Here is a 12,191-nt window from a genome sequence, read left to right as displayed (position 1 = left end):
CCGCGAAGTTCGGTCCCAGCCCGGCGAACAGCATCAGGCCGGAAGCCGCGAACCGCTCCGCCACCCGCCGCATCTGAGCGTCGAGGTCGCGGCACAGCCGGTCCATCGTATCGGGCAGGCGGGACAGTTCGCCCTTGATCGCGTCGCGCATCGTCGGGTCGCCGGTGTCGGTCCTGAGTTCGGCGCCCAGCGCCCCGATCAGCGCCATCGTGGCGCTGGTGGACTGGGTCGGCCAGCCCTTGCGGGTGGCAACGACGATCAGCCCGGCGTCGAACTGGGTCAGGATGGGGCTGTCCGGCGTGTTCGAGATGCCGACCGCGAAGGCGCCGCGCGCCGAGGCGGCCTGGAGCGCCTTCATCACGGCAGGCGTGTTGCCGCCCGAGCTGATGCCGATCGCCAGGGTCCGGGCATTGGCGGTCGAGGACCCGTAGGCCGCGAAGTCGAGCGCCTGGGCGGCTTCGACCGGAAGGCCGGTCATCGTTTCCAGCGCGTGGCGGACCGCTGCTCCGGCGAACCAGCTGTCGCCGCAGCCGGCGATGACGATGCGGTCGATGGCGCACCGGTCCGCCCGTTCGGCGATGTCACGGATGCTGGCGGATGCCGCCGCCAGGGTGGCGCGGATGGCGGCCCCCTGCCCCGTCATCTCGTCCCCCGTCCGCTCGACGCGGGCAAGTCGGTGCGGGTCGGCGGGGGTGTCGCGCGACGGCTCTGACGTGAGCGCCTTGAGGCGGCTCGCAAAGTCGGTCATGTCGGTTCCATTTCAAAACATGTTGGAGGCGGGGCTTCAGCGCCCGAGGCGCTCGAGGCCCACGGCCTTGGCGATGATCAGCATCACGACGAAGGACAGCCCGATCTCCAGCGACGAGATCGCGGCGATGATCGGCGAGCTGTCGAACTGCACGAGGTAGTAAAGCTCGACCGGCAGCGGCCTTGCCCGCACGTCGGAGGTGAACAGCGACACCGTGACGTTGTCGAACGCCTCGATGAAGGTGAAGGCCGAGGCGGCGCAGACGGCCGGCGCCAGCTGGGGCAGCGTCACCCGGACGAAGGTCTCCAGCTTCCCGGCCCCCAGGTTGGCGCTCGCCTCGTCCAGCAGCGGATCGAGATCGGCCAGCCGGGCCATGACGATGCGCACGACGAACGGCAGGCAGAACACCGACAGGCTGAGGATCAGCATCAGGTCCGAGGCGCGGAACGCGATATAGGCGCCGAAGAACAGGGAGGCGATGCCGATCACCATGCCCGGCATCATCTGCGGCGACAGCAGGAAGGCGTTCAGCGCCGCCCTGCCCCGGAACGTTCCCCTGATGCTGGCGAAGGCGGCGGGCACGCCTATCAGCAGGCAGATCGCCATCACGGCGAGCGAGATCCGGACCGACACCAGGATCGAATCCAGGAGCTGCCGGTTCGCGAAAACAGCCTGGTACCAGCGGGTCGATAAGCCGGAGGGCGGGAACGCGATATAGGCGCGCGGTTCGAACGAGATCGCGATCACGATCAGGCTGGGACCGATCAGCAGCAGGATGGAGAACGCCGTCACGGCGATCAGCACCCAGCGGGCGAACCGGTCGATCGGCAGCATGGCCTGGGCGGAGGACGCCTTGCTTCGACTGGTCATCGGCGCACCTCGCTCCAGCGCGTGAGCCTGCCGCCGACCGACACGATGGCCAGGACGAAGGCGAAGCAGGTGGTCAGGAGCAGGGTGGCGAGAGCGGCGCCCCGCGACCAGTCCAGCACCACGATCGTCTGCTCGTAGACCTGCACCGCCAGCGTCGAGTAGTTGCCGCCACCCAGCAGCTGGGGAATGATGAAGTTGGTATAGGACACCGCGAACACCAGGGCGAAGCCCGCGACGATGGCCGGCATGCTCATCGGGATCGTGACCCGGAAGAAGGTCTCGACCTGACTGGCGCCGAGGTTGAGGGAAGCTTCCTCGAAGCGCCGGTCGCGTTCCGACAGCACGGCCAGCAGCGGCAGGATCATGAACGGCAGGTGGATCTGGGTCATGCCCATGACCACGGCGGTCGAGGTGTTGAGGATCTGGAGCGGCTGGTCGATCACGCCGAGCGACAGCAGCGTCTGGTTCAGCAGGCCGCGCCGTCCGCCCAGGATCACGATCCAGGCATATGTGCGGACCAGTGCGCTGGTCAGCAGCGGCGAGATGATCGCGACCAGCAGCAGTGTCCGCCAGACGCCCTTCAAATGGCCGTAGGCATAGGCGATGGGATAGGCCAGGACGAGGGTCAGGCAGGTCGAGACGACCGCGATCCAGAAGCTCCGCCACGTCAGGTTCCAGACCAGCGGATCGCCGAGCACGCCCGCGATATGCGTCAGGGTAAAGCCGCCGTCCGTGATGGCGCCCCGGTCGATCGTCACGAAGCCGAAGGTCAGCAGCGTCACGATCGGCAGGACCATGAACAGGACGAGGTAGACCAGCGCCGGCACGGCGGGCCACAGGCCGCCGCCGTCGATCACGCGCCGGGCGAGGCCCAGGCGGGCCGGCTGGGCAAGCACCGCGTCGGTCATGGCCGGGGACTCCCCGACAGGAGGATCGCGGCGGCTTCGTCCCGGATGCGGGCGGTGACGCGGGAACCGGGGGCGAGCGGTGCGACGCCCGGCCGGCGCGGCAGGACGGCGCGCAGCGGTTCCCCCGCCCCGCAGTCGATCTCGTACTCGATCGTGGCGCCAAGCGCCGTCGCGAAGCCGACGCTGCCTTCCCAGCCGGGGCCGGGACCTTCGGCGATGCTCAGGTTTTCCGGCCGGACGACCAGCGTCCCGGGGCCGTCGGGCATGGCCGCGTGGATCGGCTGAGGGCTGTCGGTCCGGCCGGAGCGGATGGCGACCGGGATCAGGTTCGCCCGCCCGATGAAGTCGGCGACGAACGGCGTCCGGGGGTGGTCGTAGATTTCCAATGGGGTCCCAAGTTGCTCGATCCGGCCGCCGCGCATGATCGCGATGCGGTCCGACAGCGTCATCGCTTCCTGCTGATCGTGGGTGACGAAGATCGAGGTGATGCCGACACGGTCGATCAGCTTGCGCAGCTCGATCTGCATCGACAGCCGGAGCTGGGCGTCCAGCGCGTTGAACGGCTCGTCCAGAAGCAGGACCTCTGGTTCCAGCACCAGCGACCGGGCGATGGCGACGCGCTGCTGCTGGCCGCCCGACAGTTGCTTGGGGTAGCGGTCGCCGAAGGGCGTCATGGCGATCAGGCCCAGCGCTTCCTCGACCTTCTCGCGGATGTGGGCCTTCGACTTCCGCCTGATCTTCAGACCGTAGCCGATGTTCTCCCGGATCGTCAGGTGCGGGAACAGCGCGTAGTTCTGGAAGACGTAGCCGACGTCGCGCCGGTTGGGCGGCAGGTGGGAGATGTCCTCGCCCTTGACCAGAATGCGCCCGGCGTCCGGGATGAGGAAGCCTGCTATCGAGCGCAGCAGGGTCGTCTTGCCGCAGCCGGACGGTCCCAGCAGGGTCACGACCGACCCCTTGGCGATGGAAAGGCTGCAATCCCGAAGGACCTTGAGGGTGCCGAAGCCTTTCGACACGTTTTCGATGACCAGCTGACTCATGGTCACTCCAATTCCAGTGCGGCACCCTGCGGCGCCGCGTTTGAAAACTTGATCCCCAGCGCGCTCGGCCCTTCGCCCGAAACCGCCAGTGCGCCGGCCTCCAGGGCGACGCGCGCCGCATCGGCGATATCGAGGCCGGCCAGCAGACCGGCGGCGAGAGCGCCTACCGTGGCATCGCCGGCGCCGGTCGGATCGACGACTTCGGCGCCAAGCGCCGGCAGGTGAAGGATCTTGCGGCCGCCGGACGTGACGACGCGCAGTCCGTCGGCCCCAAGCTTCTGCACGACCGCCGGACCCATGCTGGAGAGACGGCGGGCCGCATCCTCGTCCCCCATGCCGGGATACAGCAGGCGGGTTTCCTCGCGGCTGGGCGCGAAGACGCTCAAGGCCGGGACGAGTTGGAGGATGCCGCCGGGGTCGGCGCGGGCGAAGGCCTCGCTGGTGTCGGCGACGACCGGAACGCCCTGCCCTCGCGCGTCCTCGACAAGGCGGGCAAGCCGGCTTACCGGCATCGGGCCGGCGACGAGGATGCCGACGCCGGACAGGTCGGCGGGCCATTCCGGCGCATGTTCGGCGCTCGATACCCACCATTCCGGGTCCCGGTAGTGAGCCGAAACCCGGCGTCCATCGGCGAAATGCCGGATATCGGCGTGGCGCGACAGGGTGTTCTTACGGATCAGGTGCGCAAGGTCGAGCCCGGCCAGCGCCAGCGCCTCGATCCAGAAATCGGGATAATCGGCGCCGACGGAGGCGGCGAGCGCCACCTCGGCTCCGGCATGAAGCGCGCCCAGGCCGGCATAAAGGCAGGCACCGCCCGGCATGCGCCGGCTTCGTCCGGCGGCATCGGTAACGGTGTCGATCGACAGGTATCCAGCGATCAGAAGCTTGCCCGGTCCCATCGCCTAAAGCCCCGTTCCCAGCAGCGAGCGCCGGGTCAGGAGACGGCTGACGCGAAAGCGCGTCTCGTCGTCCTTAAGGTGCCGGCGCGTGTTCGGGTTGAGCCCGGACGCTTCGGCAAGGCGATACGCCAGCAATTGCAGCGGCAGGGCCGTGACCAGCGGCGCCAGGGCCGGGTGGATCGGCGGCAGGGTGATCCGGTGCGTCGCCGGTTCGACAGGAGACGCCGCCGTGTCGATGGCGAGCGTCGTGACGCCAAGGACCGACAGCGCGCGGCAGGATTCGGCGGCGTAGTCCGCCAGGACCGGATGCGCGGCGATCACGACGACCAGATCGGCCGCCGGCATCGACCAGTACTGGCTGTGGGCGAACTCCTCCAGATCGGCCGACCAGGACGGCAGCCGCGTCAACTCGACCAGCTTGGCGGCGCCATAGGCCGCCGTGCCGATGTCGGCGCCGGCCGAGAGCAGCCGGACGCCCGTGAAGGCCAAGCCGGTCACGGAAGGCAGCACGCGGTCGGAGGCCGCGAGCGCCGCCCGCTGGGTCTCCACCAGTTCGGCGGACAACGCCGGCGATGCCGCATCGGCTATACCGTCCGCGATGCTCAGCAAAGCCGCTGATGTGGCGGTGTAGCTGGCCGTTCCGCACAGGAAGCCCGCGACGTCGGCAAGGTCGAGGGAGACCTTGGTTCCCGCCAGCTTTCCAAGCTTGCCGCCGTCGCCGTTGACCAGCGCCAGCAGCGGAATTCCCCTGGCCTGGACCAGGGTCGCCGCTTCCACCGTGCGATCCACGTTTCCCGACATCGAGATCGCGACGACCCGGTCGGTTTCATGCAAGGCGTCGGCGCCGACCAGAAGCTCCATCGGGCCGACGGCGCGCCAATCCAGGCCAATGCGGGCGGCATGGGCCGACGCCGCCTGGGCGGCGAACAGGCCGTCGCCGCACCCGGTCACCAGGACGCGGTGGAGAGGACGCGCGCGTTCCGCCGCCAGGGCCTTGCCGGCCCGGCGGAACTCGCCGGACCGTTCGAGCAGGGTCCCTAGAACTTCGGGCTGGCGTGCGACATCGTCCAGCATGGGTGACGGGTTCATGGCGGGACTGCCCGTCACGATGCGAACAAGCGGTCGAATTCCTCGACGATGGCGCCGCGCTGCGGCGCGATCTTCGACCAGTCGACCGTCTGGAGTTTCGCCACTTCCCCGGCATTGGCCGGCGTGTAGTCCCGTGCCGCTTCGGGGACCTCGACGCCTGCTACGGTCGGCCCGAAGAAGTAGGGCGCATTGGCCGCCATCGCCTGATACTCGGCCGACAGGATCTCGTTCATCCACTCGTCGACCAGATCGGGATGACGCGTCCCCTTGATCGCCGACATGAAGGATACGATGGCGATCGGACCCGGTTCCGGCTTGACGAAGCGGATCGGCAGGCCCTTGGCCGCGGCCCCCGCCGCATCGTTGTTCCAGATCGGCGCCATCGCGATCTCCTCGCGCTCCAGCATCTGAAGCAGTTGCGTCGGGGACCGCCCGACCTGCGGCTGAAGCTCCTTCAGCTTCGTCCAGCCGGGGGCGAGGTCGGTTTCCGATCCGCCGAAGGTCTTGGCCGCCGCCACCAGGAAGCCGAGTCCGAGGTTGGAGGACGCGCGCGGGATGCCGACCTGTCCCTTGTACTCGCTGGCCCAGAGATCCTTCCAGGAGGACGGCGGCGCCTTGACCAGATCGCTGTTGTAGGCGATCCCGATCAGCGAATAGCTGGCCGGCACGCCGTAGCCCTGGCTCTTTTCCATCAGGGAGGGGACGACCTTGGCCGCGTTGGGGACCTTGGCCGGGTCGAGACGCTCGATATACTTGTCGGCGATGGCGATCAGGTGCGGCGGCTCGCCGTTGGGCATCGCGTCGAACGGCGAATAGCCCTGCGCCGCCTTGATCTGCGCCACAACGTCCTGGCTCTCGCTGGGAACCAGCCGGATGGTCAGGCCCGGATGCTTCTGCTCCATGCGCCGGGCGAGCCACTGGTGAGGCTCCTGGAGGGAGCCTGCGAAGCTGACGATGACGAGTTCGCGCGCACCCTGCGCCCGGACGATGCCGGGCGCCGCGAGAAAGGCGGCTGCCGTCGCGGTGCCTTGCAGGAATCGGCGGCGATCGATGATCTGGGACATGACGAAACTCCGGGAAGGTCTTGGGCTGGGCGGGGGACCGGTTCAGAATGCAAAGGTGCGGTCGAATCGCTCGACGAGCTGTCCGCGCACGGGCACGATCTTCGACCAGTCCACGGTCTGGAGCGCCGTGACCTCTTCGGGCGTCGACGGGGTATAGGGTGCGGCATCGGCGGGAATCGCCACACCCCGCACCGTCGGGCCGAAATAGAACGGCGCGGCGGCGGCCCGCGTCTGGTATTCGGGACTGAGTATGCCGTTCATCCATTCCGCGACGAGGTCGGGATGGCGTGACCTGGCGAAGCCCGAGAAATATGAGATGATCGCCACCGGCCCCGGTGCTGGCTTGACGAAGGCGATCGGCAGGCCCTTGCCGGCGGCTGCCGCGGTGTTGTTGTTCCAGAGCGGCGCTATCGCGATCTCTTCCCGTTCGAGCATCTGGGTCAATGCCGCCGGAGACCGGGCCGCCTTGGCTCCCAATTCCTGGAGCTTGGTCCAGCCCGTCTCCAGGTCGTCCTCCGTCCCGCCGAACGTCCTGGCCGCTATCGCAAGGGTCGCGAGGCCGAGGTTGGAGGATGTCCGCGCGATCCCGACCTGCCCGCGAAATTCGGGCTTCCACAGATCCTGCCAACTGGCAGGCGGCGTCTTCACCAGATCGGTGTTGTAGGCGATGCCGACCAGGGAATATGTCGCCGGCACGCCGACGCCGCCGCTCTTCGCGACGAGTTCCGGATAGGCGTTGGCGAGGTTCGGGATCGCGGCGTCGTCGCGCCTGGAGAGATAGCCCTCGCCGATGCCGATCAGATGCGGCGGCTCGTCGTTCGGCCCCGCGTCGAAGGGCGAGTAGCCCTGGGCGGCCTTGATCTGCGCCACGATATCCTGGCTGTCCGACGGTACGAGACGGATGGACAGACCCGGATGCCGCGCTTCCATCCGATCAGCAAGCCAGCGGTGCGGCCCGGACAGGGCGCCCGGATACGTCACGATCACCATCTCGCGCGCATCCTGTGCCGATGCCGGCTTCAGACCGCCGAAGGTGGCCGCCGCACCGGCGCCGAGCAAGTAAAGAGCGTGCCTTCTACCAATATCCATGCGGGACTCTCCAGAAATGAAGTAAGCATGGGCCTTCACGCGCGGCGGCTGAAGCCGGGCGATGCAAAGCAGGGGGCTAGCCGGATCATCGGTCGGAAGATCGATGTGCGGCGGCCCGGATCGACGGGGGAGTTGAGGTCAGGCCGGATCGAAAATCCGCCAACCCCTTGATATCAGGGTCTCGACGCCGCTATGGCGGAGAGCAGCACGACGAAAAGCCGGCTCGAACGCGACTGCCACCGGGCGCTGCGCCGCCGTTTGGACGAGCAGCCGGGAAGCCGCGCGGGGCGCGGCAGGCTGGGCATCTCAACAGGTTCGAGCGTCGGATTCATGACAACGATGCTTGCATAGACTTACTGCCCATGCAAGAGAGTCTTGCGATTGTTTTTGCCTATTTATGTGGCCGGCGCTGCCTGCGGATCGCGCAGGGATTTACCGCCGCCCCCGATCGATTTGGAACTTTTGGGGAACGAAGTGGTTGATAGTGATCACGATCAAGGACTTCAAAGTTGTCTGAAACAATCTCAGAGAAAAACCTCAACCGCCCTGCCCTCGAAGAAAATATCAGGGAATTTATTCTGGATCGGAACTTTCCCTGCGTCGGAGCGAAATCCGCCGTTCAGAACGGAAGATTGACAGTCTACGTCGCGCGAAGCATCGAAAGTTCATGGGACGACGTCGCCATCCAGGAAAGGTTGATGCGCTTTGCTTGGGATTACACGCAGGAACCGGCACTCTTCACCAGTTTCGCCGTCATCTTCGAAGGCCCGGACCGCCTCAGCGAGGAGGAGTTCGAGAGCAGCCTGTGGGATCGGGTCCAATCGCTGACCGACAAGGATGCCTGGCTGGGTCAGGATCATGACCCTCGGGTGAGCGCCGACCCGGACGATCCCCATTTCGCGCTCAGTTTCGGCGGACAGGCGTTCTTCGTCGTCGGCCTTCACCCGCGCGCCAGCCGGCCGGGGCGCCGGTTTTCCCATCCGACGATGGTATTCAACCTTCATGACCAGTTCCAGATGCTGCGCGGCCAGAACCGCTACGAGAAGCTGCGCGACGCCATTCTCGACCGCGACGTGAGGCTTGCCGGCGATATCAATCCAATGCTCGCCCGTCATGGCGAGATCTCGGAGGCAAGGCAATACAGCGGCCGGATAATCGAGCCGGAGTGGATATGCCCCTACAGCAGGACCCCTGCCGCGGCGGCGCATCCGGACCCGCTCGCCGCTTTGAACTCCTTCCTGGAGCGGCCCGATGTCTGAAGCCAGCGAACCCGTCGGAATCATCGCGCCGCGCAGCGGCGTGGCGTTCGAGCTCGAAGCCGGTGACGAATTGACGGTGATCGATCCGGAAGGAGGACAGGTCGCCGACCTTCTTGCGGTCTCGCGGGAGGATATCCGCGAGACGATCTCGTCGGGCAGGACCCTGGACTATGCCGAGCGGATCTACCTGACGACGAATGACAAGCTCTACTCCAACCGCTCCAACGTGATGCTGGAGATCGTCGAGGACACCGTCGGACGCCACGACTTCCTCCTGACGCCGTGCAGCGAAGCGACCTTCCGGCTCTGCTACGACAACGAACCGCCGCATCCGGGCTGTCACGGCAACCTCGCGGCCGCCCTGCGGCCCTACGGGGTCGAGGATGACGCCATCCCCGTCGCCTTCAACTGCTTCATGAACGTGCCGGTGGACGGGCAGACCGGCAAGTTCAAGGTGCTGCCGCCCCTGAGCAAGGCGGGAGATCGCATCGTCTTCAAGGCGTGCATGGACCTCGTCATCGGCCTCACGGCCTGCTCGGCGCCGGCGAGCAACGGCGGCAGCTTCAAGCCGATCCATTACTCGGTCAGGAAGGCCGGAGGCTAGCAGGGATGCCGGACATAAGAAGGTCCGCCATCCGACGCTCCGGCAACCATCCTACGACTGACCGCCAAGGATCACGCAACGCAGGACATAAGTCACCGTGGTCGTGGATTGGTAAGTCGACCAGACCGGGTAGTAGCACGCGTGGTTCCGGCCGTCCGGAGAGGCGGTCGGCAGAATGATGCCTGGTGCAACCGAAACCCATTGTCCTTCGATCTCGACCTCATGTCCGGATTCGGCGGTGTATCTATGGCCGACCGGACGGCAATCGCGCTCGTTGCAGCATGGTTGGCCGTTCCGTGCCGTCAGCCCCTCGTACATGTCATGGGCAGCCGCCGGTTCGGCGGCCGCAAGTATCCACAATACCGCCGCGTAGATCTTTCTCGTCTCCATGTGACAAGCTTCATAATCGTTGTCGAATAAGCGCAACCATGTGACGCGTGCAGGAATAATGATTCAACAATCAGTTCAGGGCACCGAAGATCTCTAAAGAACATCCCGTCAGAATTTATATGCCAAAAGTCATTGTTTTCGGTGAGATGTCGCTATCTGCACCTTTTAAGAACAGCTACTTGACGAGGTATTGGACCGGCCATGCTGAAGAACGCATTGATCATGCGTTCCGCGGCTTCGTCTAGCAAGGTCATGTACCTGTCGAGACAACGACAGGTTTCCAGCCGGAGCGGTAAAATCCTCTGAAGATTCCCGATGCAGCGCGGGCTTTCCGCAATTCGGGCCGAGGAGGAATGCCATGGACTGCTCGCGTCCGACGCCGCCGGCCGGCATTCCGCGCCGCGGTTTCCTGAAGACTGCGGGCGGCTCCGCCGCCCTTGGGGTCGCCTCCAGCTATCTCGGAGCGCCGTTCCTCGCGTCCCCTGCCCTGGCGGCGACGACCACGTATCAGGCCGAAACGGCCAGGATCTTCCGCGGGGCTCTCGAATCCATCCATGCCGGCTTTTCGGGCACCGCCTATGTCAATACCTTCCAGGAAGCCGGCAGCTACGTGGAATGGCTGGTGACCGTGCCGCGAGCCGCAACGGCGACCCTTGCCGTCCGCTTCGCCAACGGCACGACCGTCAACCGGCCGATGACGGTCCGGGTCAACGGCGCCGTGGTCGATCCGGCGCTGTCCTTCCCGCCCACCGGCGGCTGGCCGCGCTGGGCGGTGCGCAGCCTGACGGCGCCGCTTCATGCCGGATCCAACACCGTCAGGCTGACGTCGAACACCGCGAATGGCGCACCCAACATCGACCTGCTGGACGTCAACGACGGCACCGACTGGGGGAAGGCCCTGGTCGATTCCACTATCGCCCGCAATCCCGATCCGGCGGCTTTCGGGTCCTGGACCTATTACAGGGGCTATTATCTGCTCGGCCAGTACCAGGTGTACCAGCGCACCCGCAACAGCCGGTACCTGCAATACCTGACGTCGACGCCGACGGCAATATCGACATTTCGATCAACCAGCTCGACAACATACAGTCGGGGAACCTGCTGCTGATCCTTCACCGCGAAACCGGGCTGAACAAGTACCGGCTGGCGGCGGACAAGATCAAGAACACCCTGAAGACCTATCCCCGAACCTCCGACGGAGGCTTCTGGCACACGACCGGTTTCACCGGCCAGCTGTGGCTGGACGGCACCTTCATGGCGCTGCCGTTCCTGGTCCGCTATGGCAAGATGTATGGAGCCATCCCCAGCTCCTTCAACGAGGCCGTGAACCAGCTCCTGGTCTACGCCGCCCATCTGAAGCACCCGTCCAACGGCCTGCTCTACCATGCCTATGACGAGCAGGGCGACACGCCCTGGGCCAACCCGGTCAGCCGGCATTCACCCGAGTTCTGGGGGCGCTCGATCGGCTGGTACGGCATGGCGCTGATCGACGTGCTGGACGTCCTGAACACGGACCATCCCCAGCGCGGCCAGTTGATCGCCCTGGTGCAGGGTCTCGTCGCCGCCTTCGTCCGCCTTCAGGATTCCACCACCGGCCGCTGGTATCAGGTCGTGGACAAGGCGACCATCAAGGGCAATTGGCTGGAGACGTCTTGCTCCTGCATGTATGTCTACATCATCTCCAAGGCATTGGAGCGCCGCTATGTCACGGCGACGGCCGCTACCGCGGCGGCCGCAGCGCGCAAGGGTTTTCAGGGCGTCCTGTCGCAGATCTCCCTTGGCACCGACGGCCGCACCAACCTTCTGAACATCTGCACCGGAACAGGCGTCGGCGATCTCGCCTTTTATCTGGCGCGTCCCCGGATCACCAACGAGATCCACGGATTGGGCGCCTTCCTCACCATGTACGAACAGTCGATGATGCAGAACTGGCGGTAGGCGGGGCTCGTCAGGACATCCTGCGGCCCCGGTTGTCGAAGGTGTGGTCGAAGGTGCGGTCGGCGGCGTGGCCGGACACTCCGGATCTCGGCGTCCGGGCAGGGCCGAGGTGCTCCGCCAGGATGGCCATGTTCTTCCGGTTCGCCTTCCAGATCACGTCGGAAAGATTGCCGACGATGGGAATCGCACTGATCAGGCTGTCGGCGGCCACATTGCCGATCATGCGGACGAGGGTCGCCCGCGGAACGCCCAGCCGCCAGGCTTCCCGGATCAGGTACCCGGAGATGGCGGTG

At 66.1% G+C, this 12,191-nt stretch carries 14 protein-coding genes; 4 read left to right on the top strand and 10 right to left on the bottom strand.

The genetic code is table 11. The annotated features are described in order from the left end of the window. From AC5JJ6_RS11860 to AC5JJ6_RS11825, 8 genes are all read right to left on the bottom strand, one after another. A partial coding sequence (locus AC5JJ6_RS11860; protein WP_496042226.1) for an SIS domain-containing protein occupies nt 1–748 on the bottom strand: 748 nt, incomplete at its 3' end. A gap of 36 nt (nt 749–784) precedes the next feature. After that, nucleotides 785–1,618 (bottom strand): ABC transporter permease, encoded by an 834-nt coding sequence (locus tag AC5JJ6_RS11855; protein WP_496042225.1) that lies wholly within the window; start codon nt 1,616–1,618, stop codon nt 785–787. Next, nucleotides 1,615–2,526, bottom strand: coding sequence for an ABC transporter permease (locus AC5JJ6_RS11850; protein ID WP_496042224.1), 912 nt, complete (start codon nt 2,524–2,526; stop codon nt 1,615–1,617). Before AC5JJ6_RS11850 ends, AC5JJ6_RS11855 begins: the two co-directional genes overlap by 4 nt. Further along, a complete protein-coding gene (locus AC5JJ6_RS11845; RefSeq protein ID WP_496042223.1) occupies nt 2,523–3,566 on the bottom strand; it encodes an ABC transporter ATP-binding protein in 1,044 nt (347 codons plus the stop codon). The genes AC5JJ6_RS11850 and AC5JJ6_RS11845 overlap by 4 nt, the downstream gene beginning before the upstream one ends. Nucleotides 3,567–3,568: 2 nt before the next feature. After that, nucleotides 3,569–4,465, bottom strand: a complete 897-nt coding sequence (locus AC5JJ6_RS11840) for a carbohydrate kinase family protein (RefSeq protein ID WP_496042222.1) — start codon at nt 4,463–4,465, stop codon at nt 3,569–3,571. 3 nt (nt 4,466–4,468) lie between these two features. Beyond that, nucleotides 4,469–5,554: an SIS domain-containing protein gene (locus AC5JJ6_RS11835; protein ID WP_496042221.1), complete on the bottom strand. Its 1,086-nt coding sequence runs from the start codon at nt 5,552–5,554 to the stop codon at nt 4,469–4,471. 14 nt (nt 5,555–5,568) lie between these two features. Then, a complete protein-coding gene (locus AC5JJ6_RS11830) occupies nt 5,569–6,618 on the bottom strand; it encodes an extracellular solute-binding protein (RefSeq protein ID WP_496042220.1) in 1,050 nt (349 codons plus the stop codon). A gap of 42 nt (nt 6,619–6,660) precedes the next feature. Beyond that, nucleotides 6,661–7,707, bottom strand: coding sequence for an extracellular solute-binding protein (locus AC5JJ6_RS11825; protein WP_496042219.1), 1,047 nt, complete (start codon nt 7,705–7,707; stop codon nt 6,661–6,663). A 509-nt stretch (nt 7,708–8,216) separates the two neighbouring features. Here AC5JJ6_RS11825 and gntA point away from each other — a divergent pair. Continuing rightward, nucleotides 8,217–8,966: a guanitoxin biosynthesis heme-dependent pre-guanitoxin N-hydroxylase GntA gene (gene gntA, locus AC5JJ6_RS11820; RefSeq protein WP_496042218.1), complete on the top strand. Its 750-nt coding sequence runs from the start codon at nt 8,217–8,219 to the stop codon at nt 8,964–8,966. Continuing rightward, entirely contained in the window at nt 8,959–9,570 is a 612-nt protein-coding gene (locus tag AC5JJ6_RS11815; protein ID WP_496042217.1) for a DUF1989 domain-containing protein, read from the top strand. The genes gntA and AC5JJ6_RS11815 overlap by 8 nt, the downstream gene beginning before the upstream one ends. Nucleotides 9,571–9,621: 51 nt before the next feature. Here AC5JJ6_RS11815 and AC5JJ6_RS11810 read toward each other — a convergent pair whose 3' ends face one another. Further along, nucleotides 9,622–9,960, bottom strand: a complete 339-nt coding sequence (locus AC5JJ6_RS11810) for a hypothetical protein (protein WP_496042216.1) — start codon at nt 9,958–9,960, stop codon at nt 9,622–9,624. Nucleotides 9,961–10,318: 358 nt separating this feature from the next. Here AC5JJ6_RS11810 and AC5JJ6_RS11805 point away from each other — a divergent pair, with 358 nt between their 5' ends. Both AC5JJ6_RS11805 and AC5JJ6_RS11800 read left to right on the top strand, forming a co-directional pair. Then, nucleotides 10,319–11,068: a CBM35 domain-containing protein gene (locus tag AC5JJ6_RS11805; RefSeq protein WP_496042215.1), complete on the top strand. Its 750-nt coding sequence runs from the start codon at nt 10,319–10,321 to the stop codon at nt 11,066–11,068. Then, a complete protein-coding gene (locus AC5JJ6_RS11800; protein ID WP_496042240.1) occupies nt 10,987–11,898 on the top strand; it encodes a glycoside hydrolase family 88/105 protein in 912 nt (303 codons plus the stop codon). The genes AC5JJ6_RS11805 and AC5JJ6_RS11800 overlap by 82 nt, the downstream gene beginning before the upstream one ends. A 10-nt stretch (nt 11,899–11,908) precedes the next feature. Here the strand turns inward: AC5JJ6_RS11800 and AC5JJ6_RS11795 are convergent. Next, a partial coding sequence (locus AC5JJ6_RS11795) for a DUF4112 domain-containing protein (protein ID WP_496042214.1) occupies nt 11,909–12,191 on the bottom strand: 283 nt, incomplete at its 5' end.

This window comes from Skermanella sp. (assembly GCF_059503625.1).
Note: the sequence above shows the minus strand (reverse complement) of the source record. Positions and strands in the feature narration are given on the sequence as shown.